The sequence below is a fragment of the Escherichia sp. KTE52 genome (assembly GCF_000408325.1).
Taxonomy (GTDB): Bacteria; Pseudomonadota; Gammaproteobacteria; order Enterobacterales; family Enterobacteriaceae; genus Escherichia; species Escherichia marmotae.
In genome coordinates, this window is sequence record NZ_KE138680.1 from 883,566 (window position 1) to 906,952 (window position 23,387).

The following is a 23,387-nucleotide window of genomic DNA, read 5'->3' on the forward strand; positions in this document are numbered from 1 at the left end:
ATGTTACTGGCAGGCGCTATTTTTGTCCTGACCATCATATTGGTTATCTGGCAGCCGAAAGGTTTAGGCATCGGCTGGAGTGCGGCGTTGGGCGCGGGACTGGCGTTAGTTACGGGTGTGGTACATCCGGGCGATATTCCTGTGGTGTGGAATATTGTCTGGAATGCGACTACTGCATTTATTGCCGTTATTATCATCAGCCTGCTGCTGGACGAATCCGGTTTTTTCGAATGGGCGGCGCTGCATGTTTCACGTTGGGGTCATGGGCGTGGCCGCTTGCTGTTTACCTGGATAGTCCTGCTCGGTGCGACCGTTGCGGCTCTGTTTGCCAATGATGGCGCGGCACTTATTTTGACGCCGATCGTTATCGCCATGTTGCTGGCTTTAGGTTTCAGTAAAGGCACAACGCTTGCATTCGTCATGGCGGCTGGATTCATTGCCGATACCGCCAGCCTGCCGCTTATCGTATCCAACCTGGTAAATATCGTTTCGGCAGATTTCTTTGGCCTCGGCTTTAGCGAATATGCCTCGGTCATGGTGCCGGTGGACATCGCCGCAATACTGGCCACGCTGGTGATGTTGCATCTCTACTTTCGCAAAGATATTCCACAGAACTACGATATGGCATTGCTGAAACCTCCCGCCGAAGCAATTAAAGATCCTGCCACCTTCAAAACGGGCTGGGTTGTTTTATTGCTTTTGCTGGCGGGATTTTTCGTTCTGGAACCGCTCGGTATCCCGGTAAGCGCCATTGCGGCAGTGGGCGCGCTAATTTTGTTTGTAATCGCTAAACGCGGCCATGCTATCAATACGGGTAAAGTGCTACGCGGCGCACCCTGGCAGATTGTCATCTTCTCACTCGGCATGTATCTGGTGGTTTATGGCCTGCGCAATGCGGGGCTAACAGAATACCTTTCTGGCGTACTTAATGTATTGGCAGATAACGGTCTGTGGGCCGCGACGCTGGGCACCGGATTTCTGACCGCCTTCCTCTCTTCTATTATGAACAATATGCCTACGGTACTGGTTGGTGCGTTGTCTATTGATGGCAGCACGGCATCTGGCGTGATCAAAGAAGCGATGGTTTACGCCAACGTTATTGGCTGCGATCTGGGGCCGAAAATTACGCCAATTGGTAGCCTGGCAACACTGCTCTGGTTGCACGTACTTTCGCAGAAGAATATGACGATTAGCTGGGGGGATTACTTCCGTACAGGAATTATTATGACCCTGCCGGTGCTGTTTGTAACGCTGGTCACGCTGGCGCTACGTCTCTCTTTCACTTTGTAATGAGATACTGATATGAGCAACATTACCATTTATCACAACCCGGCCTGCGGCACGTCGCGTAATACACTGGAGATGATCCGCAACAGCGGTACAGAACCGACTATTATCCACTATCTGGAAACCCCACCGGCTCGTGACGAGCTGGTCAAACTCATTGCCGATATGGGAATTTCGGTACGCGCGCTGCTGCGTAAAAACGTTGAACCATATGAGGAACTGAGTCTTGCAGACGATAAATTTACTGACGATCAGTTAATCGACTTTATGTTGCAACACCCGATTCTGATTAACCGTCCAATTGTGGTAACACAGTTGGGAACCCGGCTGTGCCGCCCTTCGGAAGTAGTGCTGGAGATCCTGCCGGATGCTCAGAAAGGGGCGTTCACCAAAGAAGACGGTGAGAAAGTGGTTGATGATTCAGGTAAACGATTAAAATAAACAAAGGGGGCGACTGTGCCCCTAATCGTTGACGCAGCGCGTATCATTTCTTAGCGGATGCGAGATCGTGCAATTTCAGTAAATTGCGCTTCCTGCCCTCACAGATAAATAGTTTCCCTTTTAATAAACAGTTATCACCATAATGATAATAATTAGCACTCTATGTTCCATAAGAGAAAAAACAATTTAATTAAAATAGTTAAATAAAGGACTAGTATTATAAATAGACGGGTAATAACATCACACAGCAATGCTCTCTCTGGGACTAATGTTCAAGATATAAATATCAGACAGGTTTACATTACTATCAGGCATATCACCTGAGAATTGGATGAAAACCATAAAGAAATATCTATTATGGTTTTAACATTTGTTGATAAGGATAGTAACATGAACAAGACAAAAGGTGCACTCATCTTCAGCCTTTCATTTTTTCTTGCCGCATGTAGTTCGATTCCGCAAAATATCAAAGGCAATAACCAACCTGATATTCAAAAAAGTTTTGTTGCTGTTCATAACCAACCAAATTTGTATGTTGGTCAACAGGCACGCTTTGGCGGTAAGGTTATCAACGTTATTAACGGCAAAACAGATACGTTGTTAGAAATCGCCGTATTACCGCTGGATAGCTATGCCAAACCTGAAATTGAAGCCAACTATCAGGGTCGCCTGCTCGCCAGACAAAATGGCTTCCTTGACCCAGTGAACTACCGTAACCACTTTGTCACCGTTCTCGGCACGATTCAGGGCGAACAGCCAGGTTTTATCAATAAAGTCCCGTATAACTTCGTTGACGTGAATGTACAGGGGATTCAGGTGTGGCATTTGAGAGAAGTGGTCAACACCACCTACAACCTGTGGGATTACGGCTACGGCGCATTCTGGCCAGAACCCGGCTGGGGCGCACCTTATTACACCAATGCGGTTAGCCAGGTAACGCCAGAACTGGTGAAATAATTTAGTTTAAAGATGCAGATATTTTCCAAATATCTGCATCTTTAATATGAATATTAATATACAACTATAATTATAAGTCCTGCCCTGTTTATTACCTTTGGCAACCTGATTATGAAGTTAATGCTCGCAACAGGAGTCGGTTATGTTTCTTATAATTACCAAAGACATCATGTTTTTCACCGCAATGAAAAATATTTTGAGTAAGGGTAATGTCGTTCATATACAGAACGAAGAAGAGATTGACTTAACGTTGCATCAGAGTGCTTTGGTGATTATTGATACATTAATGAATAATGTATTCCACTCATCAATGCTCAACAAAATTGAACGTCTGCAACCTGTCCATGTCATTGTTTTCTCGCCGTTTAATATTAAACGCTGTCTGGGGAAAGTCCCGGTAACTTTTGTTCAGAGAAATATTACGATTATTGACTTTGTCGCGCTGCTCAATGGCAGTTACTGTTCTGCGCCAGAAGCGGATGTGTCACTCTCGCGCAAACAGCATCAGGTTCTGACCTGCATTGCAAATCAAATGACGACAGAAGATATTCTGGGAAAACTAAAAATCTCATTAAAAACATTCTACTGCCATAAACACAATATTATGATGATCCTCAACCTCAGGCGGATCAACGAACTGGTACGGCATCAACATATTGATTATCTGGTCTGAATTCTCCAGCCGATATTTATAAAGAGGCCCGGCGACAGCCAGACCTCCGGACAATGACACGTTACGCAGCAACGCCTTCTTGCGTCAGTGCCGCAATCTGTTTACGCCATTGCGCTTGCTCTTGTTCGCCTTCTGTACGTTGACCATAAAGTTGCGCAATCTGCGTACCATCATGGGCAAACAATTCCAGGCTGGTCACGTAGCCATCGCTGGTCGGTTTACGGGTAACCCAGGTTTCAGCGATGCTCTCTTCTAATAGATGAAGAGTAAATGTTGGGTTGAAAATATTCAGCCAGCCTTTCATTGGCACCACTTTTTCTACCACACCCGTGAAAATTTGTACGCAGCCACGGTTGCCAACAAACACCATGATCTCATTGCCATCTCGCTGGGCGGATTCCAGAATCTGCGCCAGCGCACTATTGGCGACTTTGCAGGCTAGATCGTCTGCCACCAGTTTAAACGCCTGTTGGCGCGTCAGGTTATGCCGCTTGAGCAGCGTAAAAAACTGATGAACATCCGTCATCGCACGCCACTCTTGCTCTACAGCACTGGCATTGACGTTGCTATGCGCAGCAGGTGCATCAACCGTTGTTAACTCAAGCGGCGTATTTTCCTCGACAATAAAACGCGCCAGAAGCTCGCTCCATGCCGCCATATCGGTATTGTCGGTGGCATAAACTTTCAGTAACGCATCGCCCTGATGATCAAAGAACTGAACACTCTGACGTTCGCCGCGAGCCGTGGTTTCTTTTATATGGAAAACACTGGCCCACTGGTTGAGAAACAGACGCAGATCCAGCGCGCGCGGATTGAGTATTAATCCGGCATGGCCGTTCAAATGCTGGTTGGTAAATGCCCCAACTTGCTCATGAACAGCATATTCATTACGACAGATACATTTGGTTTCGCCAACGCTTTCCAGCGCCGCGAGAATTTCACGAATATCGCCGCGCATCCGCCACGCATCGTGCGTGACACGGGCAAATGCCAGTTCTGCTTCGCTGATATTCATTAAACCTGCGATGTCACGCGCGTACTTTCCGGGATTTTGTTCTTTTAACTCAAGCCAGCGTGTGTAGTGGTTCATTGTCTCTCTTCCTTCCAGATAAATGCCCCGAAATATCGGGGCTGATGATTACCATTGATAACTCACGAAAATTTTTCCGTTACGACCATCCTGCGGGATACCCTGCGGTGACCAGTACTCTTTATCGAAGGCGTTGCCCAGTACCAGAGTGGTGGTCATGCCTTTGAGCGCCTGCTGTCCTTGATAACTAACGTAGAAATCATTCACGCCGTAGCCTGGTTGTTTGCTGTAACTGCTGCTGACATGTGTTGAGCGATCGGCAAACGTACCAACCCAGCCGACAGAGAAGCCACTGTGGGCGATCGGAATATTCAGGGTGCTGGTAACGGTATCCGGGTTAATGCTGGAGATATATTCTCCGGTATCGGTGTCTTTGCCGCGGGTACGGTTATAGGCCACATCAAGGCTAAACAGGTCAGTGGTATATTTCGTCATTACATCCCAACCCCAGATTTTGGCGTTCGGGACGTTATAAGACATGGTTGTCGCCGCCGCGAAATCGACGGTTGTGGAGATGTAATCCTTCGCTTTGGTATCAAAGTAGCTGGCTTTAAATTCCAGGGCATCATTGGACAACATCAGGTCATCAAAACGCAGCCCAAAGCCGTATTCCTGAGTTTCGTTGGTTTCCGGACGTAAGCTCGGGTTCGGCACCCAATAGTTGGTATAGAAGCGACCAATCGAGAAGTGCTTAGAATCGTTGTACATTTCACCCATCGTCGGCGCGCGGAATGCCTGGGCATACGAACCAAATAACATTAGCCAGTTGGTCGGGTTGATAGTCATCCCCGCGCGAGACGACCATTTGTCGGCATCAACATCTTTGTAACCATCACTGCTGCCGCGATAGCTGTCATAGCGGGTTCCGCCGAGCAGGGTAATCGGCAGATCGCGTAAGGTGATCTCATCCTGTAGCCAGCCGGAGCTGAAATCGATTTTCGCTTGCGGGAAGCCCGTTGTCGCACCGCCCGGATGCTGTTCCTGACGATAATACTCACCGCCATATGTCAGCAGGTGAGAAGCAAAACTATCGGCAAACAGCGTGGAGCGGTTCTCCAGTTTGGCACCTTTTGTTGTCTGTTCACGATATTCGCCGGAACTCCCCGTGTTCTGGGCATTAATACGGACTTCCGACCAGTAAACTTTTGCATCGGCATTTAACCAGTCGTTGCCCACTGGCGCGAGTTTATAAGCAAGTTGCGCATCACGTTGAATCGTTGAACGATCAACCATCGGATTACTGCTGTCAGAAGCTTCAACGGTCTGCGGATTTTTTGGTTCGCGCGCGTCGTTATTGTAATAACGCACTAATCCACTCAGAGCCTGGGCAGAATCAATTTGCCAGGTCCCTTTCGCCAACATGTTATTAATGGCCTCATCATTCGGCGCGGTTTCGCCATTGCTCTGGCGTAAATCACCACGATCGCGGCTGGACCAGGCCACAATACCATCCAGATTTTCCGTTCGCCCAAAAGCACTCGCGCCTAACCCCAGGCTATGATCTCCCGTGCCGCCAGTGCCAAAGACACGAAAACCGCTGCTTTGTCCTTCCTGCAATAAATCTTTTGCATCGACCGTATCGTAGGAGATAACCCCTCCCAATGCGCCACTGCCATACAGTAATGCCGAAGGTCCACGGACAATCTCAACACGTTTGATCAGCGCCGGATCGAGGAAAGTCCCATTCAGGTGCCCGGTATCAGTTCCCTGACGAACACCATCAACAAGGATCAACACACCGCGATGGTCATAGCCACGCATATTCACATCCTGTCCATTTGTACGCCCAGTACCATCAAGGGTAATCCCTGGAACATGACGCAGTAGATCGGTGGCTGACGTAGCCGTTTGGTTTTCAGGGGCGGAAGTGTCGATAACGCTGACCATCATTGGCGCTTCGAAGGAACTGCGTGCATTCCCTGTTGCCGTAACGGTCATGGTTTCAGTAGCAAAAGCAATCGTCGGCAAGCTGGCAGAAACAGCCAAAGCCAACAAACTCAAGCGCAACGAGGTAAATTGCGGACGTGACATAGCGATTCTCCATGAGGAAAATAAAAAATGCTGGCTGCCTGGGTAAAAACCGGGGTGGCTGGCGAAAAATAAATTTATTTGTGATTCAACGCGATAGTATTAGCCGGGTGAGTTAATTGGCGTTTATATCCCGTGAAATTACCTGGTATTTCTGACCATTGCGCAAAAGCACGCCCTCTTTGTCAGGCAAAGTGGTACACCACGTCTGAAGTGAAGAGTGCTGTGCGTTATCCTTTGCAAAAGCTATGATTTTGTTATCCATATAGTCATATTTTGTTAAATCCAAGCGTGATAATGAGAATTATTATCGATCAATTTTTTATGATCAAGCTTTTTTTTAACCGCTATTAGCACAATAAACAGGGGGTTATGACATCTATCTTGTCTCCTGGAAACCATCCTGTTTTTGTGGTAATTCCCCACGGCGTCATCACGAAGCTTTGTCGTTAACGGCAATAATTTCCCCATCTCTTTGCTCTGTAAGCCGCAATATCTCTGAGATCTCCGCTTTTTCCCGCCCTGAAATTTAGTCGGCAACAATAACGTTAGCTGACGAAGCATCTTGATAAAAATCAAAAATAAATACGCTTGTAACACCTTGTGTATTGAATCGATGGTTGTGTTTCATATATAACTCAAATGATAATCATGATCATTCTCAATTTGATACGAGTTCTCATATGCTGCCAAGGATCACCAACAGGCTGTTTCTTTTTTCCCCACTAACGTTATGTATTTCAGTTATGGCCTCCACCGCGAAGACCACTGTAAAACGTATCCCCATGAAAAAACTGTTTACGGCAGTGTTGGCACTTAGCTGGGCCTTTAGTGCAACGGCTGCCGAACGCATTGTGGTCGCAGGAGGATCACTGACGGAGCTGATCTACGCGATGGGCGCTGGCGACCGCGTGGTTGGTGTCGATGAAACGACATCTTATCCACCAGAAACCGCCAAACTGCCGCATATTGGCTACTGGAAACAGCTAAGCAGCGAAGGCATTTTGTCACTTCGCCCGGATAGCGTAATTACCTGGCAGGATGCAGGACCGCAAATTGTGCTCGACCAGCTACGGGCGCAAAAGGTCAATGTCGTCACTCTGCCGCGTGTACCCGCCACCCTTGAGCAGATGTACGCCAACATTCATCAACTGGCAAAAACGTTACAGGTTCCTGAACAAGGTGACGCGCTGGTGACACAAATCAATCAACGCCTGGAGCGAGTACAACAAAGCGTGGCGGCAAAAAAAGCCCCGGTTAAAGCGATGTTTATTCTCTCTGCTGGCGGCAGTGCGCCACAGGTTGCCGGTAAAGGCAGCGTTGCAGACGCCATTTTGTCGCTTGCCGGAGCAGAAAACGTCGCTACCCACCAGCAATACAAAAGCTACAGCGCGGAATCGCTGATTGCGGCTAACCCTGAAGTGATTGTCGTAACCTCACAAATGGTCGATGGCGATATTAATCGTCTGCGTTCTATTGCCGGAATTACCCACACTGCCGCCTGGAAGAACCAGCGTATTATCACCGTTGATCAAAACCTGATTCTGGGAATGGGCCCGCGTATTGCTGATGTCGTTGAGTCGTTACACCAGCAACTTTGGCCGCAATAAATGGATTTGAATCAGACATATGAATACGAATACTACGTTAGATCTCAAGCCACATTTTGCTTTAGACGGTACGCAGCCATTTAAAGACAGACGCGCCATGATGCCATTTCGCGGGGCTATTCCGGTCGCCAAAGAGCAACTGGCGCAAACCTGGCAAGCGATGATCAACCAAACAGCAACACCACGTAAACGACTGGTTTATCTGCACATTCCATTTTGTGCGACACACTGCACGTTTTGCGGTTTTTATCAGAATCGTTTTAATGAAGATGCGTGTGCTCATTATACCGACGCCCTGATTCGAGAAATCGAACTGGAGTCAGACAACGTATTGCATCAGTCCGCGCCCATCCATGCGGTCTATTTCGGTGGCGGTACACCTTCCGCGCTTTCGGCACGCGATTTGGCCAGAATCATCACCACATTACGAGAAAAGCTGCCATTGGCACCTGATTGCGAAATCACGATTGAAGGCCGGGTGCTGAATTTTGACGCTGACCGAATCGACGCTTGCCTTGATGCGGGAGCAAACCGCTTCTCGATTGGCATTCAGTCATTTAACAGCAAAATCCGCAAGAAGATGGCACGCACCTCAGATGGCCCAACTGCCATTGCGTTTATGGAAAGCCTGGTCAAACGCGACCGTGCTGCGGTGGTCTGCGACCTGCTGTTTGGCCTGCCTGGTCAGGATGCACAAACCTGGGGAGAAGATCTGGCTATTGCCCGTGATATCGGCCTCGACGGCGTCGATCTCTATGCGCTCAACGTCCTTCCCAACACGCCGCTGGGCAAAGCCGTGGAAAACGGGCGCACTACCGTGCCCTCTCCGGCAGAACGTCGCGATCTTTACCTGCAAGGATGTGATTTTATGGAAGACGCGGGCTGGCGCTGCATCAGTAACAGCCACTGGGGCCGCACCACACGCGAACGCAATCTCTATAACTTGCTGATTAAGCAAGGTGCCGATTGTCTGGCCTTTGGTTCCGGCGCAGGCGGTTCGATTAATGGTTACTCCTGGATGAACGAACGCAATCTTCAGACCTGGCATGAATCCGTCGCGGCAGGCAAAAAACCGTTGATGATGCTCATGCGTAACGCCGAACGTAACGCGCAGTGGCGTCATACCTTGCAGTCGGGTATTGAAACGGCGCGTGTACCGCTGGACGAACTTACGCCACATGCCGAAAAACTCGCACCGTTACTGGCTCAGTGGTACCAAAAAGGCTTAAGCCGCGATGCTTCAACTTGCCTGCGGTTGACCAATGAAGGTCGTTTCTGGGCAAGCAACATTTTGCAGTCTCTTAATGAGCTAATTCAGATACTTAATGCGCCAGCGATTGCGCTTGAAAAACCATAACAGGAGTGACTTATGAGCCATGTCTCGTTACAGGAATTTTTGAAAACGGAGCCAGACGGTACGCTGGAGGCCATTGCCGAACAATACAATACCTCACTGCTGGAAGTGGTGAAAAACCTCCCCTCCCCGACAATCGTGCCAGGCGATAAATTCGATACTGTCTGGGATACCGTCTGCGAATGGGGCAAGGTCACCACGCTGGTGCATACCGCTGATGTGATCCTCGAATTTAGCGGCGAACTACCTTCCGGTTTCCATCGCCACGGCTATTTCAACCTGCGCGGAAAACAGGGCATGTCCGGGCATATCAAAGCAGAAAACTGCACGCATATTGCCTTGATCGAACGTAAATTTATGGGCATGGATACCGCCTCTATTCTCTTTTTCAATAAAGAAGGCAACGCCATGCTGAAAATTTTCCTCGGTCGGAATGAGCATCGTCAGCTCCTGAGTGAACAAGTCAGCGCCTTCCATACTCTGGCGGCATCTCTGAAGGAACACGCCTGATGACGCCCTGGCTACTCTTTGGCGCAGGCGGAAAGGGGGTTGGAGCCAGAACGCTCGAACTGGCACTGGCGGAACAACGTCCGGTCGTCGCTGTCGTTCGTCATGCCGATGCCGCCACGAGGCTGGCGCAACAAGGCGTACAGGTTTTTACTGGTGACGCTTGTGACGCCAGCATAGTCGCAGCCGCCTGTCGCGCTGCGGGTCCGGATGCGCTTGTCATCTCATCAATGGGTGGCGCACAGGATTATCTGGCGCACAGAACAGTGATTGATGAAGCCGAAAAAGCAGACATCAGACGCATGATTCTGGTGACTTCTTTGGGATGCGGCGATAGCTGGCCGTTCTTATCGGAGCGGGCAAAAGCCGCGTTTGGTCAGGCGGTACGGGAAAAAACACTGGCGGAAAGCTGGCTACAAACCAGCCGGCTTGACTACGCCATTCTCCGCCCTGGCGGACTGCTTGACGGCGCAGCAACAGGCAAAGCACAACGGATACAAAATCAGGAGTGTCATGGTTTTGTCCGCCGTGCCGATGTTGCCGCACACATTCATGAACTGGCAAACGCGCCAGCACTCAATAAGCAGATCTACAGTCTGATTGAACCGGGCCTGAAACCGGCGTAATCCCATGCGGCGCAGGCTCTCCGCGCCGCAACGTCATAACGGAGTTTTACGTGCTCAAGGATTCATTTTCTTCCGCCAGTGTCTTTATGGGGCTATCACTATTATTGCTTGCCCTGGTGCTGTTCGGTGCCAGTCAGGGAGCGTTAAAAATCAGCTTTAGCGCCCTTCTTGATGAGGAATACCGCGATATCTGGCTGAATATTCGCCTGCCACGCGTTTTACTGGCAGTGCTGGTAGGCGCAGCGTTGGCAACCGCTGGGGTAATTATGCAGGGGCTTTTTCGCAACCCCATGGCTGACCCAGGATTGCTCGGCGTCAGTAGCGGTTCAGCATTAATGGTTGGCGTGGCAATTGTCCTGCCCTTTTCCTTCCCTGTGGTGCTGGTGCTCTATGAGCAAATGGTGTTTGCCATCGCCGGAAGTTTAGTGGTCTGCACCGTCATTTTTCTCATCACACAGCGCCATCGCGATGGCAGCATGATGCAATTGTTACTCGCCGGGATCGCCATCAACGCCCTGTGCGGTGCGGCGATCGGCATACTGAGCTATATAGGCGATGAGCAGCAGCTACGACAACTCACGTTGTGGATGATGGGCAATCTCGGTCAGGCGCAATGGCCGACATTATTGGTCGCCAGTTCATTCATTCTGCCAGCCATTATGGCAACAACCTGTCTCGCCGGGACGCTGAATTTGCTGCAACTTGGTGATGAAGAAGCCCATTACCTCGGCGTGAACGTAAAGCGTAAACGCCAACAATTACTGTTGATTAGCTCGCTGCTGGTTGGTGCTGCGGTATCGGTAAGCGGCATTATCGGTTTTATTGGCCTGGTGATCCCGCATCTGATTCGCATGACGACCGGGGCGAATCACCGCTGGCTAATCCCTTGCTCTGCCCTCGCCGGAGCCTGTTTGTTACTGATGGCAGACACACTTGCCCGCACGCTGGTACAGCCAGCAGAAATGCCCGTAGGATTATTAACCAGTCTGCTTGGTGGGCCTTATTTTATGTGGTTGATTCTGCGTAACCGGAGGATCGCATGATCAGCGCCAAAAACCTGGTTTATAGCCTTCATGGGCGACGTCTGACTGACAATGTCTCGCTGACTTTTCCCGGCGGAGAAATTGTTGCCATTCTCGGCCCTAACGGTGCGGGAAAATCCACGCTGCTTCGCCAGCTAACCGGCTATCTTCAACCTGATAGCGGCGAATGCCGGTTGTTTAATAAGCCATTAAATGAATGGTCAATTACCGAACTGGCGAAACACCGGGCCGTGATGCGTCAGAATAGCCATATGGCGTTTCCATTCAGCGTACAAGAAGTGATCCAGATGGGGCGACATCCTTATCGTACCGGTAATCAGGGTGATGAAACGGCACAAATACTGGCGTTATGTGACTGTCAGTCGTTAGCTAACCGCGACTACCGGCAATTATCCGGCGGCGAACAACAGCGTGTGCAATTGGCCCGCCTGCTGGTGCAACTCTGGGAAGCAATACCCTCGCCAAAATGGTTATTTCTTGATGAACCAACTTCGGCGTTGGATATTCACCATCAACAACATCTATTTCGTTTATTACGTCAGTTAGTTCGAGAACGGCAATTTAACGTCTGCTGCGTATTGCACGATCTTAATCTTGCTGCCCGTTATGCTGACCGTGTCGTATTAATGCAAAAAGGCAGAGTTGTCGCAAATGGCAAACCGCAAGATGTGTTGACGCAGCAGGCGCTAACTACGCTCTACGGCGCGGATATTACAGTATTAAGCGATCCCGCTAATCATTCGCCACTGATCGTCCTCGATCATTAAATACGACGGGAGTGCCAGTCTGGTACTCCTGTCGAATTAACTATTATGAACATCAGCTAATTGAAACACCTTTCACCCCTGCCATTCCTTTTAGTAATCGCAACAGGTCTTCTATCGGCGTCGTAGCATGAAGCTGGATATCAATAGCAACCACCTCATGATCTTCATTTTCCTGCAACGAAACTAAATCTGTTTTTATTTTTTTCTGCTTAAACCAGTCGAGCATCGACACTGTATTACCGTTCACCAACGTAAGCTGCAAATGATAATTTTTGCTCATCAGGCGGAAGGTTAATTGATGGAAGACTTCCAGCACCAATAAGGTCATTACAGAACCGTAAATCCCCAGTTCATACATGCCGCTGCCAATCACCATACCGATCGCTGCTGTTACCCAAATATCCGCAGCGGTAGTTAAACCGACAATATTTTGATTACGAACGAGGATGTTCCCCGCGCCGATAAACCCGACGCCAGTGACGACCTGAGCGGCAATACGGCTGGGATCAAGCCCGACATGGTCGAACGCCAGCACATCAGCAAAACCATATTTCGACACAATCATAAACAGCGCACTGCCCATACCAATCAAGACATGGGTACGTAAACCAGCACCTTTGCCGCGTATTTGCCTTTCTATGCCAATAGCACCACAAACAATTGCGGCCAGGATCAAACGAATAATGAATTCGCTAGTCATATAAAAACGCAAAAAGGAGCAGCAAGATGGCTCAACTTGCTACTCCTTTTTGCTTTATTCCTGTTAATTCGGCAGGACATTTGCCAATTTATCTTTGAAGGTATACAAATTTTTCTGCGGATTTTTCTTACAGTATTCAATCACTTTAGGGATCTGAGTCAGGTCAGTTTCGTTTAAGGTTACAGTATCACCGCCTTTATAAACTGTTTCTTCATGCAGCATCCACCATGCAACAGGTGTCATTGCTTTTGGATTCAGGTCAATAAACTCCTGACAAGTCATATCCTTAGCAGATTCATTAGCAGCCAGTGCAGATTGCGCATTCACCAGTGACAGAGCTGCTACAGCGCCAACGAAAACAATGGCTTTACGTAGAGATGAAATATTCATTTTACAACCCATTCAATAAATAATTTACATATGAACAGGAGGATCACCTGCTTTTAACGCAAGGTATTCCGGCCTGTTCAATATTTAAGGAAATACGATGTAACGCATTCCCTTAATTACATATCTTTCTTGATTTTGTCCCATTCGCCTTTAACTTTATCTTTAAAGCTGGCTTTTTTATCCTGGGTACAAGCCTGAACGATAGCAGGCGTTACGGTTGCAATACCCTGAACATCTAAAACCGCATCTTCTGGTTTGTCTTTATTATTCAGAGCCTCAGCAAAACCGACTGCAGTCGGCTGGAAGGATTCGTCTACAGCCAGGAAATCTTCACAGGTCCAGGAGTTGACCGGTTTTTTATTGTCGGCTGCTTTTTGCGCATCGGCTGCATTGCTCACTACAGGCAGAAGAAGCAGACCACCTAGAATAACGCCTAATACTTTTTTCATCGTAATATCCTCAACTATAAAGTGAAAGAGCCGTCACGAATCAATTTCGACATTGAGGTTATAACCTGGTTTTCTGGGTATGTCATGTTGAGACAAAATATCAAAATCAGATATTTTTATTATAATACAATAGGTTACATAGTCATCAAGCACAGTAATTAGGAAATTTTTATTAAATCAACTGCATTCTCTGATGCATTTTTGGCATAGATTGATAGCAGGGGTTTTCCTTCTTAAATTTATAGGGTGGTTCTATGTTATATATAGATAAGGCAACAATTTTAAAATTTGATCTGGAGATGCTTAAAAAGCACCGCAGAGCGATCCAGTTTATTGCCGTGCTGCTGTTTATCGTCGGTTTGTTATGTATCAGTTTCCCGTTTGTTTCTGGCGACATTCTAAGCACAGTCGTTGGCGTATTATTAATCTGTTCGGGTATTGCGCTTATTGTTGGATTATTCAGCAACCGCAGTCATAATTTCTGGCCTGTATTATCGGGTTTCCTCGTGGCGATAGCCTATTTATTGATCGGCTATTTCTTCATCCGTGCACCAGAACTGGGGATTTTCGCCATTGCGGCGTTTATTGCAGGATTGTTCTGTGTCGCAGGGGTTATTCGCCTGATGAGTTGGTATCGCCAGCGCTCAATGAAAGGCAGTTGGTTACAACTCGTTATTGGCGTGCTGGATATCGTCATTGCCTGGATCTTCCTTGGCGCAACGCCAATGGTTTCTGTGACATTGGTGTCAACCCTGGTAGGGATCGAACTGATATTTAGCGCTGCCAGCCTGTTCAGCTTTGCTAGTTTGTTCGTAAAAAATAATAACTAGCAGACCTATCTCTGCTCCATTTTTTAGCCTGGATCATAGTTACGTATAATAACTATGATCCAGTCAATATTCACATCACCGCATTACTCCTTTGATAAATTACATACTATTGTTGAAATAACTATCACACAACGATTAAACCAACCATTTGAAAATTTTATATTTTTCTTTATTTTGCAGCAAATTAGCCATTTCAAACATTATCATGGCTGATATTTTTCGTTGTCAGGTTTAATGTTTTAGAAGTGCTGTGAGAAAGTGAACTGAAGGTTCCATAAACATCGATACTATGGGTACAGTCTGGGGTTTGTTTTTGCACTATCAATGCACTAAAAGAAAGCTGGCAATCCAATTGCCAGCTTAAATAGAAACAAGGAGACTCAATATTTAAATCGGATTACGCTTTAACTTTAGTAATATTCTTCAGAGATCACAAACGGATAAATTATAACTTATTCTTGGGTAGATTCCTGCAAACTGTTAATATTCTGTTTAGTAATCACAAATTGATAACAACCAGGAATATTACCTAGGATCAATATATGGAGTACGTAATGGATAAATCTGAAGTTTTGATTAGTGTTAATAGACGTATTAGTTCACGAAGGGCAAAGTTCTTATAGGCGTTTACTATATTGAACACCATATTCGGACATGGATGTAAATAATGAAAAGGACAACATGTTCGAAACGATAACGGCTAAGGAGCAAGTTATGATTTTTCTCATGACGAAGGATTCTTTTCTTTTACAGGGCTTTTTGCAGTTGAAAGATAATCACGAAATGATAAAAATCAACTCCCTGTCAGAGATAAAAAGCATAGGCAACAAACCATTCAAGGTGATCATTGATACCTATCATAATCATATCCTTGATGAAGAAGCGATTAAGTTTCTTGAGAAATTAGATGCCGAAAGAATCATTGTTCTGGCACCTTATCACATCAGTAAACTTAAAAGTCAGTCACCTATTTATTTTATCAGCCGCAAAGAAAGCATTAACACTCTGCTTGATATTACCTATGGAAAACACTTGCCCCATAAGAATTCTCAATTATGTTTCTCGCATAATCAATTCAAAATCATGCAACTGATTCTGAAAAATAAAAATGAAAGTAATATCACGTCAACACTGAATATTTCTCAACAAACATTAAAGATCCAGAAATTCAATATCATGTACAAGCTGAAACTTAGACGTATGAGCGACATCGTGACTCTGGGGATCTCTTCTTATTTCTAAATAAGGAGTCGATGTGGCCCAGCGATAATTGCCTGAAATTAATGGCTGGCATGACGAGGGATGCAAATGCTGACTCCATTACTCCCGGTGATAACCAAAGGAGAAGCAAAAACGAGCTTATTCCCCTGGTATGTGTATCCACCAGTAGAAACCTTCGTTGCCCGGATGCAGGCAGAGACTGTCGGCAGAACGGCAACATTTTTTTTGCCATTCGCGTCACTATATTGGTCGCTCTGCCTACATGCTCCCTCGCTGGCTTACAACCCCATGGCTTGCATTATGCCGCTGGTCTGTAAATCCCTCATACCTCTCCCCGCGCGTAATTCAAAGAACCGTTATTTCTCACGAATTTTCAGGGACTAAAATGAACAGAAAAAGAAAACTGTTAATACCGTTGTTATTCTGCGGCGCGATGCTCACCGCCTGCGATGACAAATCGGCGGAAAATGCCGCCGCTATGACGCCTGAAGTGGGGGTAGTGACGCTCTCCCCCGGTTCGGTCAATGTGATGAGCGAACTGCCCGGCAGAACCGTTCCTTATGAAGTTGCCGAGATACGCCCCCAGGTGGGTGGCATTATCATTAAACGCAACTTTATCGAGGGTGATAAGGTCAACCAGGGGGATTCACTTTATCAGATTGACCCTGCTCCATTGCAGGCAGAGCTGAACTCCGCGAAAGGTTCGCTGGCGAAAGCCCTCTCCACCGCCAGCAATGCCCGCATCACCTTCAATCGCCAGGCATCGTTGCTGAAAACCAACTATGTCAGCCGCCAGGATTACGACACCGCGCGCACCCAACTGAATGAAGCGGAAGCCAATGTCGCCGTCGCCAAAGCGGCTGTTGAGCAGGCAACCATCAATCTGCAATACGCTAATGTCACCTCGCCCATTACTGGCGTCAGCGGAAAATCGTCGGTGACCGTCGGCGCATTAGTCACCGCTAATCAGGGAGACTCTCTGGTAACCGTGCAGCGTCTGGACCCGATTTATGTCGACCTCACCCAATCAGTGCAGGATTTTTTGCGCATGAAAGAGGAAGTCGCCAGTGGGCAAATCAAACAGGTTCAGGGCAGTACGCCAGTTCAGCTTAACCTGGAAAATGGCAAACGTTACAGCCAGACCGGCACGCTGAAATTCTCCGACCCGACAGTGGATGAAACCACCGGCTCCGTCACGTTGCGTGCAATTTTCCCCAACCCGAATGGTGACTTGCTGCCTGGTATGTACGTCACGGCTTTGGTGGATGAAGGTAGTCGGCAGAATGTGTTGTTAGTACCGCAAGAAGGCGTTACCCATAACTCCCAGGGCAAAGCAACGGCGCTCATTCTGGATAAAGACGATGTTGTACAGTTACGCGAAATTGACGCAACCAAAGCCATCGGAAATCAGTGGGTTGTTACCTCTGGTTTGCAAGCTGGCGATCGGGTGATCGTTTCCGGTTTGCAACGCATTCATCCAGGTATCAAAGCACGCGCAATTTCCTCCAGCCAGGAAAACGCCAGCACCGAATCGAAACAGTAACGTTGCAGGCTTAAGGGGACTTTCATGGCTAACTATTTTATTGATCGCCCGGTTTTTGCCTGGGTACTTGCCATTATTATGATGCTCGCGGGTGGGCTGGCGATCATGAACCTACCGGTTGCGCAGTATCCGCAGATTGCGCCGCCGACCATCACCATCAGCGCTACCTATCCGGGGGCTGATGCGCAAACGGTAGAAGACTCGGTCACTCAAGTGATCGAACAAAATATGAATGGGCTGGATGGCCTGATGTATATGTCATCAACCAGCGATGCGGCAGGCAATGCTTCCATCACCCTGACCTTTGAAACGGGAACATCGCCCGATATTGCGCAGGTTCAGGTGCAGAATAAACTGCAACTCGCGATGCCTTCGTTACCAGAAGCGGTGCAGCAACAAGGGATCAGCGTTAATAAATCGAGCAGCAACATCCTGATGGTAGCGGCGTTTATTTCTGATAACGGTAGTCTCAACCAATACGATATCGCGGACTATGTGGCTTCTAACCTCCAGGATCCACTAAGCCGTACCGCGGGCGTCGGTAGCGTGCAGCTCTTTGGGTCAGAGTACGCCATGCGTATCTGGCTGGACCCACAAAAACTCAATAAATACAGTCTCGTTCCTTCTGATGTTATTTCCCAAATCAAGGTACAGAACAACCAGATTTCCGGTGGTCAACTGGGGGGGATGCCACAGGCGGCAGACCAGCAACTGAACGCCTCAATCATTGTGCAGACGCGTCTACAAACGCCGGAAGAATTTGGCAAAATCCTGCTGAAAGTGCAGCAAGATGGTTCGCAAGTATTGCTGCGCGACGTTGCCCGCATCGAGTTGGGGGCAGAAGATTATTCCACTGTGGCGCGTTATAACGGCAAACCTGCTGCCGGGATTGCTATCAAGCTGGCTGCCGGAGCGAATGCCCTTGATACCTCGCGGGCGGTAAAAGCGGAGTTAAACCGATTATCAGCCTATTTCCCCGCCAGCCTGAAAACGGTTTACCCTTACGACACCACACCATTTATCAAAATTTCAATTCAGGAAGTTTTCAAAACGCTGGTTGAAGCTATCATCCTCGTCTTCCTGGTCATGTATCTGTTTTTACAAAATATTCGCGCTACGATTATCCCAACTATCGCCGTGCCGGTCGTTATTCTCGGCACATTTGCGATTTTGTCGGCGGTCGGTTTTACCATCAACACCCTCACCATGTTTGGGATGGTGTTAGCTATAGGGCTTTTGGTGGATGATGCCATCGTGGTGGTAGAAAACGTTGAACGCGTGATAGCGGAAGATAAACTGCCACCGAAAGAAGCGACGCATAAATCGATGGGGCAAATCCAGCGTGCGCTGGTCGGGATTGCCGTTGTTCTTTCTGCGGTATTTATGCCGATGGCCTTTATGAGCGGCGCAACCGGAGAAATTTATCGCCAGTTCTCCATTACGCTGATCTCCTCTATGTTGCTTTCGGTGTTTGTGGCAATGAGTCTGACCCCAGCCCTTTGCGCCACCATTTTGAAAGCCACACCGGAAGGCGGTCACAAACCGAACGCCTTGTTCGAACGCTTCAACCATCTGTTTGAGAAATCGACTCAGCACTATACCGACAGTACCCGCTCACTGTTGCGCTGCACTGGTCGCTATATGGTGGTATACCTGCTGATTTGTGCCGGGATGGCGGTGCTGTTCCTGCGTACACCGACCTCTTTCTTACCGGAAGAGGATCAGGGGGTATTTATGACCACGGCGCAGTTACCGTCAGGTTCCACAATGGTTAACACCACTAAAGTGCTGCAACAAGTAACCGATTACTATCTGACAAAAGAGAAAAATAATGTCCAGTCGGTGTTTACCGTTGGCGGCTTCGGCTTTAGCGGCCAGGGACAAAACAACGGTCTGGCATTTATCAGCCTGAAACCGTGGTCTGAACGCGTCGGTGAGGAAAACTCGGTGACCGCAATCATTCAGCGGGCGATGGTGGCTCTGAGCAGTATCAATAAAGCGGTGATTTTCCCGTTCAACTTACCTGCGGTAGCGGAGCTGGGTACAGCATCAGGTTTTGATATGGAACTACTGGACAACGGCAACCTGGGGCACGAAAAGCTGACTCAGGCGAGAAACGAGTTGCTGTCACTGGCAGCACAATCGCCTGACCAGGTAACGGCGGTTCGCCCGAACGGCCTGGAAGATACGCCAATGTTCAAAGTGAACGTCAACGCCGCGAAAGCCGAAGCGATGGGCGTGGAGCTGTCTGATATCAACCAGACCCTCTCTACCGCCTTCGGCAGTAGCTACGTGAACGACTTCCTCAACCAGGGGCGTGTGAAAAAAGTGTATGTCCAGGCAGGAACACCGTTCCGTATGCTGCCGGACAACATCAACCAGTGGTATGTACGCAACGCCTCCGGCACGATGGCACCGCTTTCCGCTTATTCTTCAACAGAATGGACCTACGGTTCGCCGCGACTGGAACGCTACAACGGCATTCCGTCGATGGAGATTTTAGGGGAGGCCGCTGCTGGAAAAAGTACCGGTGACGCGATGAAGTTTATGGCAGAACTGGTGGCTAAACTTCCGGCGGGCGTCGGCTACTCCTGGACTGGGCTGTCGTATCAGGAAGCGTTATCGTCCAACCAGGCACCCGCGCTGTATGCCATTTCACTGGTCGTGGTGTTCCTCGCCCTCGCCGCGTTGTATGAAAGCTGGTCAATTCCATTCTCGGTGATGTTGGTTGTTCCGTTGGGCGTTATTGGCGCATTACTGGCAACTGACCTGCGCGGCCTGAGCAATGACGTCTACTTCCAGGTCGGTTTGCTGACCACCATCGGGCTTTCAGCCAAGAACGCCATCCTGATCGTCGAATTTGCGGTTGAGATGATGCAGAAAGAAGGGAAGACACCGGTAGAGGCGATTATCGAAGCGGCGCGGATGCGTTTACGCCCGATCCTGATGACCTCTCTGGCCTTTATTCTTGGCGTACTGCCACTGGTTATCAGTCATGGCGCAGGTTCCGGCGCACAAAATGCGGTCGGTACAGGCGTTATGGGGGGGATGTTTGCAGCAACCGTGCTGGCGATTTACTTCGTTCCCGTCTTTTTCGTCGTTGTGGAACATCTCTTTGCCCGCTTTAAAAAAGCGTAACGTATGAATGAGAGTAAGGCTGAACGTGAATGTTCTGCCTTACTCTTTCCTGACAACCATTCACTACTCAACAACCAGCTAACCATCAGGAATACCAGACTTAGCAAACAGCATTGAAAGTAGAAACCACTCCAGCCATTGGTCATCAACTTGAACAGTACGACACAAACCAGCATTCCCGTAATTATATGAATAATCAGCTTAATAACTCCAAACATGCTGCACCTTTTCCTCCTGAAAATACTAATATCCGTTTGCGAACTGCCAAAGAGAACTTGCCGGTGCCCCCGGCAAATATGGATGGGAAAAGATTTTTACATGAAGCGTAAAGCAGATCCTGACCGACTTTCGAATGATAGATGAAGTCAGGAAAAAGTCCCTGTTGACTGTTGCGCAAACTGGTGTGGTGTTACGCCATAATACTGGCGGAAAGTGTTAATAAAGTACGACGTACTGCTATAGCCACATTTTTCTGCGATCATCGGTAGCGGGAATTGTCGTAACTCGAGCAATTGTCTGGCCATCGACATTCGCGAGGCCAGTAATATTTTACTAAAGCAGGTGTTTTCATCCTGTAGCTTCTTTTTGATTAGGCTTTCACTGGTATACATCTTTTCTGCGATATCACGCAGATACCAGCGTCTGGCAATATCAAAGCTAATAATGCGTTCAACTTTTCCTGCAATGGTACTAATGCTATTAAAAAGGAATGGAATCAGCTCTTTATTTCGTGAAAACATCGAAAGGCAGGAGAAATAGAGCATATTATTTAATGTCGTTGAAGCAATGTCCTCTTTAGTAAAACTATCGAATATTGCTGTAACCAACGGCATCGGTGGGGTCATGTTAACTAACAGCTTTTTTTTATTGTGCAATCCTAAACACCGGAACGGTGGACGGACATTGTGTAAGTAATGAGTAATTATTCGTTCATCAATATCCAGCCTGCGGACATTTGATTCATTAAAGTCAAAACTCTCCGCCATATTTTTTTCTATCAGTAGAATACTATCTTTATACAAAGATAGTTTTTGCTGCTCATGGTATATATCAAATGAGCGACAGGTGAGGATCACCGAACAAACATGTGCCATGACAAGCCCTTATATTCCATTACCACGAACATTACAATTTCAGTATACAAATGAAATGATGAATGATTCACTCCGTGAGCCAAAACTGCCAAAATTGGTAGGACCAAAAGCCAGCCATAGCGCAGTGTACATAACAGCTAATTACTAATAAGTAAATGCGTCAGCAATATATTTTAAGAAAGCGTATAGCTTATGTTTATAAAAAAATGGCTGATATTATCGACAATTAAAGTTATATTTTATTTACTGAGAGCACAAAGTTTCCCGTGTCAACAAGGAGCGTTATAACGGTTTATTAGTCTGGAGACGGCAGACTATCCTCTTCCCGGTCCCCTATGCCGGGTTTTTTTTATGTCTGAGTAAAGAATCAGAGTCTTATCCCTTCAGCATGGCGTTCAGAACTGTAAAAATTTCCCTGCCCAACAAAACTTGCTATCGGGTCACCATTCAGTATTCCCTGCGCTATTCGCTCCTGATACTCTGTCGGCGTCATACCATAATAGTTTCGAAAGACATAAATAAAATACGACGCACTGTTATAACCGCAGGATACGGCTACTCGTTTTATTGGAAAACCATGAACAACAATCAGTTGCAACGCCCGCTGCATTCTACATTCAGTCAGTAACTGTGAATACGATGTCTCTTCTTCACGCAATTTTTTCTTTAACAAACTCGGACTCACCAATAACTCACTGGCAATCTGTGCTAATGACCATTCATGAGCAATATTATTATTGATGACCGTGCAAACCCGCGTTCGCATATTCGGTCGCAAAATATTCATAAGCAGTGGTATAAACTGTTTATCTTCAAGAAAAATAGACAATAACGCAAATGTTAATGCTCTTTTACGTAATATCTCACCATAGCGGAGATCTTGATTTTGCGAAAGATGTACAACTTCCTGAAAAACAGGGATCTCTCTGGAACAATGATGAACAACTAACGAAGGAGCTTTTTTATAGGTATAAAGATTTAGCGTCTCCTCCTTGAGCATCGGGAGAAATAGTGAAAGTGTGTCCTTCGTGACTAATACGACGTTACCTACACACTTATCAATCAAGATCTGGCTTGCATCCGCAAAAACCACATCACCACCATTAAAGCAGCGATATTCACCATTCAACATAGTGAGAATAAATTTATGTTTTGCGTACGCAATTAAACAATTCCCATATTGTGATTGCATAGTTGACTTAATATAACATAAATATATTACTGATTATTAATGTAGCACGCCGCCATCTTAAGTCAAATTTATTGGCAAATAAATTTAAACAATTTTGACAGGGGAATTGATTAAATGTGAAGGAAAATTGTGTAAGAGCATTGAATTTATAATAAAAAAATCGAAAGTACCAACGTAAGGAGATTAATACAAAACAAATGATCTACTGGCGTCATTTTGTTTGATTTTAGAAAGACTTATATTAGATACAACTTAACAACGCCATGAATACAAAATCAATATAATATTAATATTGCGCTAATGAACGTATGCCCCGGTTTTCAAACCGGGGCAAAGATTATTATAACGCCCTGTTATCAGGTATGTTTAAAGCTGTTCTGCTGGGCAATACCCTGCAGTTTCGGGTGATCGCTGAGGTATTTCAGGGAGGCTTTGTAGTCTTCCAGC

The 23,387-nt window shown here is 47.2% G+C and carries 23 protein-coding genes and 1 pseudogene; 15 read left to right on the forward strand and 9 right to left on the reverse strand.

Going from position 1 to position 23,387, the window contains the following annotated elements; genetic code table 11:
- The 4 genes from arsB to A1SC_RS07345 all read left to right on the forward strand — a co-directional run bounded on the left by arsB (position 1) and on the right by A1SC_RS07345 (position 3,358).
- A complete protein-coding gene (gene arsB / locus A1SC_RS07360; RefSeq protein WP_016249316.1) occupies positions 1 to 1,290 on the forward strand; it encodes an arsenite/antimonite:H(+) antiporter ArsB in 1,290 nt (429 codons plus the stop codon).
- A gap of 12 nt (positions 1,291 to 1,302) precedes the next feature.
- Positions 1,303 to 1,728: a glutaredoxin-dependent arsenate reductase gene (arsC, locus tag A1SC_RS07355; RefSeq protein ID WP_000065763.1), complete on the forward strand. Its 426-nt coding sequence runs from the start codon at positions 1,303 to 1,305 to the stop codon at positions 1,726 to 1,728.
- 390 nt (positions 1,729 to 2,118) lie between these two features.
- Positions 2,119 to 2,685 carry an outer membrane lipoprotein Slp gene (slp, locus tag A1SC_RS07350; RefSeq protein WP_001044202.1) on the forward strand — a complete coding sequence of 189 codons (567 nt, stop codon included), beginning with the start codon at positions 2,119 to 2,121 and terminating at the stop codon, positions 2,683 to 2,685.
- Positions 2,686 to 2,827: 142 nt separating this feature from the next.
- Complete coding sequence (locus tag A1SC_RS07345) at positions 2,828 to 3,358, forward strand: helix-turn-helix domain-containing protein (protein ID WP_000478606.1); 531 nt, start codon at positions 2,828 to 2,830, stop codon at positions 3,356 to 3,358.
- Between the two features lie 61 nt (positions 3,359 to 3,419).
- Here A1SC_RS07345 and chuS read toward each other — a convergent pair whose 3' ends face one another.
- Positions 3,420 to 4,448 (reverse strand): hematinate-forming heme oxygenase ChuS, encoded by a 1,029-nt coding sequence (chuS, locus tag A1SC_RS07340; protein WP_016262639.1) that lies wholly within the window; start codon positions 4,446 to 4,448, stop codon positions 3,420 to 3,422.
- 48 nt (positions 4,449 to 4,496) lie between these two features.
- Complete coding sequence (chuA, locus tag A1SC_RS07335; RefSeq protein WP_316241416.1) at positions 4,497 to 6,386, reverse strand: TonB-dependent heme/hemoglobin receptor ChuA/ShuA; 1,890 nt, start codon at positions 6,384 to 6,386, stop codon at positions 4,497 to 4,499.
- Positions 6,387 to 7,162: 776 nt separating this feature from the next.
- Between chuA and shuT the strand changes: the two genes are divergently transcribed.
- Genes shuT through A1SC_RS07305 form a run of 6 tightly spaced genes read left to right on the forward strand, consistent with a single transcriptional unit; the run spans position 7,163 to position 12,383 of the window.
- Positions 7,163 to 8,086 (forward strand): heme ABC transporter substrate-binding protein ShuT, encoded by a 924-nt coding sequence (shuT, locus tag A1SC_RS07330; RefSeq protein ID WP_010381027.1) that lies wholly within the window; start codon positions 7,163 to 7,165, stop codon positions 8,084 to 8,086.
- Between the two features lie 19 nt (positions 8,087 to 8,105).
- The gene (gene hutW, locus A1SC_RS07325) at positions 8,106 to 9,443 is read left to right on the forward strand and encodes a heme anaerobic degradation radical SAM methyltransferase ChuW/HutW (protein ID WP_016262642.1); all 1,338 of its coding nucleotides are present in this window, start codon (positions 8,106 to 8,108) and stop codon (positions 9,441 to 9,443) included.
- Positions 9,444 to 9,455: 12 nt separating this feature from the next.
- The gene (gene hutX / locus A1SC_RS07320) at positions 9,456 to 9,950 is read left to right on the forward strand and encodes a heme utilization cystosolic carrier protein HutX (protein ID WP_000020030.1); all 495 of its coding nucleotides are present in this window, start codon (positions 9,456 to 9,458) and stop codon (positions 9,948 to 9,950) included.
- Positions 9,950 to 10,573: an anaerobilin reductase gene (chuY, locus tag A1SC_RS07315; protein ID WP_000189366.1), complete on the forward strand. Its 624-nt coding sequence runs from the start codon at positions 9,950 to 9,952 to the stop codon at positions 10,571 to 10,573. The genes hutX and chuY overlap by 1 nt, the downstream gene beginning before the upstream one ends.
- 50 nt (positions 10,574 to 10,623) lie before the next feature.
- Positions 10,624 to 11,616, forward strand: a complete 993-nt coding sequence (shuU, locus tag A1SC_RS07310) for a heme ABC transporter permease ShuU/ChuU (protein ID WP_000910396.1) — start codon at positions 10,624 to 10,626, stop codon at positions 11,614 to 11,616.
- Positions 11,613 to 12,383, forward strand: coding sequence for a heme ABC transporter ATP-binding protein (locus A1SC_RS07305; RefSeq protein WP_001517293.1), 771 nt, complete (start codon positions 11,613 to 11,615; stop codon positions 12,381 to 12,383). Before shuU ends, A1SC_RS07305 begins: the two co-directional genes overlap by 4 nt.
- Positions 12,384 to 12,435: 52 nt before the next feature.
- Here A1SC_RS07305 and A1SC_RS07300 read toward each other — a convergent pair whose 3' ends face one another.
- The 3 genes from A1SC_RS07300 to hdeA all read right to left on the reverse strand — a co-directional run bounded on the left by A1SC_RS07300 (position 12,436) and on the right by hdeA (position 13,922).
- On the reverse strand, positions 12,436 to 13,083 hold the full coding sequence (locus tag A1SC_RS07300) for an MgtC/SapB family protein (protein WP_010381017.1): 648 nt from the start codon (positions 13,081 to 13,083) through the stop codon (positions 12,436 to 12,438).
- Positions 13,084 to 13,146: 63 nt separating this feature from the next.
- Positions 13,147 to 13,473, reverse strand: a complete 327-nt coding sequence (gene hdeB / locus A1SC_RS07295; protein WP_001517295.1) for an acid-activated periplasmic chaperone HdeB — start codon at positions 13,471 to 13,473, stop codon at positions 13,147 to 13,149.
- A 116-nt stretch (positions 13,474 to 13,589) separates the two neighbouring features.
- A complete protein-coding gene (gene hdeA, locus A1SC_RS07290) occupies positions 13,590 to 13,922 on the reverse strand; it encodes an acid-activated periplasmic chaperone HdeA (protein ID WP_000756548.1) in 333 nt (110 codons plus the stop codon).
- A 254-nt stretch (positions 13,923 to 14,176) separates the two neighbouring features.
- Here hdeA and hdeD point away from each other — a divergent pair, with 254 nt between their 5' ends.
- Both hdeD and gadE read left to right on the forward strand, forming a co-directional pair.
- Entirely contained in the window at positions 14,177 to 14,752 is a 576-nt protein-coding gene (gene hdeD / locus A1SC_RS07285) for an acid-resistance protein HdeD (RefSeq protein WP_000965682.1), read from the forward strand.
- Positions 14,753 to 15,466: 714 nt separating this feature from the next.
- Positions 15,467 to 15,994 (forward strand): acid resistance transcriptional activator GadE, encoded by a 528-nt coding sequence (gadE, locus tag A1SC_RS07280; RefSeq protein ID WP_000576682.1) that lies wholly within the window; start codon positions 15,467 to 15,469, stop codon positions 15,992 to 15,994.
- Between the two features lie 38 nt (positions 15,995 to 16,032).
- Here the strand turns inward: gadE and A1SC_RS25200 are convergent.
- A pseudogene (locus A1SC_RS25200) lies at positions 16,033 to 16,299 on the reverse strand (hypothetical protein).
- Positions 16,300 to 16,406: 107 nt separating this feature from the next.
- Between A1SC_RS25200 and mdtE the strand changes: the two are divergent.
- The 3 genes from mdtE (at position 16,407) to A1SC_RS25205 (ending at position 20,983) form a co-directional block, all read left to right on the forward strand.
- Positions 16,407 to 17,516, forward strand: coding sequence for a multidrug transporter subunit MdtE (gene mdtE / locus A1SC_RS07275; protein ID WP_306173773.1), 1,110 nt, complete (start codon positions 16,407 to 16,409; stop codon positions 17,514 to 17,516).
- Between the two features lie 24 nt (positions 17,517 to 17,540).
- A complete protein-coding gene (mdtF, locus tag A1SC_RS07270) occupies positions 17,541 to 20,654 on the forward strand; it encodes a multidrug efflux pump RND permease MdtF (RefSeq protein WP_000024856.1) in 3,114 nt (1,037 codons plus the stop codon).
- A gap of 113 nt (positions 20,655 to 20,767) precedes the next feature.
- On the forward strand, positions 20,768 to 20,983 hold the full coding sequence (locus tag A1SC_RS25205) for a hypothetical protein (RefSeq protein WP_032141470.1): 216 nt from the start codon (positions 20,768 to 20,770) through the stop codon (positions 20,981 to 20,983).
- Between the two features lie 36 nt (positions 20,984 to 21,019).
- Here A1SC_RS25205 and gadW read toward each other — a convergent pair whose 3' ends face one another.
- From gadW to A1SC_RS25920, 3 genes are all read right to left on the reverse strand, one after another.
- A complete protein-coding gene (gene gadW, locus A1SC_RS07265) occupies positions 21,020 to 21,748 on the reverse strand; it encodes an acid resistance transcriptional activator GadW (RefSeq protein WP_000951549.1) in 729 nt (242 codons plus the stop codon).
- A gap of 367 nt (positions 21,749 to 22,115) precedes the next feature.
- Positions 22,116 to 22,940 (reverse strand): DNA-binding transcriptional regulator GadX, encoded by an 825-nt coding sequence (gene gadX, locus A1SC_RS07260; protein ID WP_001191824.1) that lies wholly within the window; start codon positions 22,938 to 22,940, stop codon positions 22,116 to 22,118.
- A gap of 356 nt (positions 22,941 to 23,296) precedes the next feature.
- Positions 23,297 to 23,387, reverse strand: a 91-nt coding sequence (locus tag A1SC_RS25920; protein ID WP_029697111.1) for a hypothetical protein, incomplete at its 5' end; no start/stop codon positions are given.

Excerpts from the sequence above, each read along its gene's own strand:
- arsB (WP_016249316.1), top strand. The coding sequence starts at position 1 with ATGTTACTGGCAGGCGCTATTTTTGTCCTGACCATCATATTGGTTATC.
- arsC (WP_000065763.1), top strand. The coding sequence starts at position 1,303 with ATGAGCAACATTACCATTTATCACAACCCGGCCTGCGGCACGTCGCGT.
- slp (WP_001044202.1), top strand. The coding sequence starts at position 2,119 with ATGAACAAGACAAAAGGTGCACTCATCTTCAGCCTTTCATTTTTTCTT.
- A1SC_RS07345 (WP_000478606.1), top strand. The coding sequence starts at position 2,828 with ATGTTTCTTATAATTACCAAAGACATCATGTTTTTCACCGCAATGAAA.
- chuS (WP_016262639.1), bottom strand. The coding sequence starts at position 4,448 with ATGAACCACTACACACGCTGGCTTGAGTTAAAAGAACAAAATCCCGGA.
- chuA (WP_316241416.1), bottom strand. The coding sequence starts at position 6,386 with ATGACCGTTACGGCAACAGGGAATGCACGCAGTTCCTTCGAAGCGCCA.
- hutW (WP_016262642.1), top strand. The coding sequence starts at position 8,106 with ATGAATACGAATACTACGTTAGATCTCAAGCCACATTTTGCTTTAGAC.
- hutX (WP_000020030.1), top strand. The coding sequence starts at position 9,456 with ATGAGCCATGTCTCGTTACAGGAATTTTTGAAAACGGAGCCAGACGGT.
- chuY (WP_000189366.1), top strand. The coding sequence starts at position 9,950 with ATGACGCCCTGGCTACTCTTTGGCGCAGGCGGAAAGGGGGTTGGAGCC.
- A1SC_RS07305 (WP_001517293.1), top strand. The coding sequence starts at position 11,613 with ATGATCAGCGCCAAAAACCTGGTTTATAGCCTTCATGGGCGACGTCTG.
- A1SC_RS07300 (WP_010381017.1), bottom strand. The coding sequence starts at position 13,083 with ATGACTAGCGAATTCATTATTCGTTTGATCCTGGCCGCAATTGTTTGT.
- hdeB (WP_001517295.1), bottom strand. The coding sequence starts at position 13,473 with ATGAATATTTCATCTCTACGTAAAGCCATTGTTTTCGTTGGCGCTGTA.
- hdeA (WP_000756548.1), bottom strand. The coding sequence starts at position 13,922 with ATGAAAAAAGTATTAGGCGTTATTCTAGGTGGTCTGCTTCTTCTGCCT.
- hdeD (WP_000965682.1), top strand. The coding sequence starts at position 14,177 with ATGTTATATATAGATAAGGCAACAATTTTAAAATTTGATCTGGAGATG.
- gadE (WP_000576682.1), top strand. The coding sequence starts at position 15,467 with ATGATTTTTCTCATGACGAAGGATTCTTTTCTTTTACAGGGCTTTTTG.
- mdtE (WP_306173773.1), top strand. The coding sequence starts at position 16,407 with ATGCTCACCGCCTGCGATGACAAATCGGCGGAAAATGCCGCCGCTATG.
- mdtF (WP_000024856.1), top strand. The coding sequence starts at position 17,541 with ATGGCTAACTATTTTATTGATCGCCCGGTTTTTGCCTGGGTACTTGCC.
- gadW (WP_000951549.1), bottom strand. The coding sequence starts at position 21,748 with ATGGCACATGTTTGTTCGGTGATCCTCACCTGTCGCTCATTTGATATA.
- gadX (WP_001191824.1), bottom strand. The coding sequence starts at position 22,940 with ATGCAATCACAATATGGGAATTGTTTAATTGCGTACGCAAAACATAAA.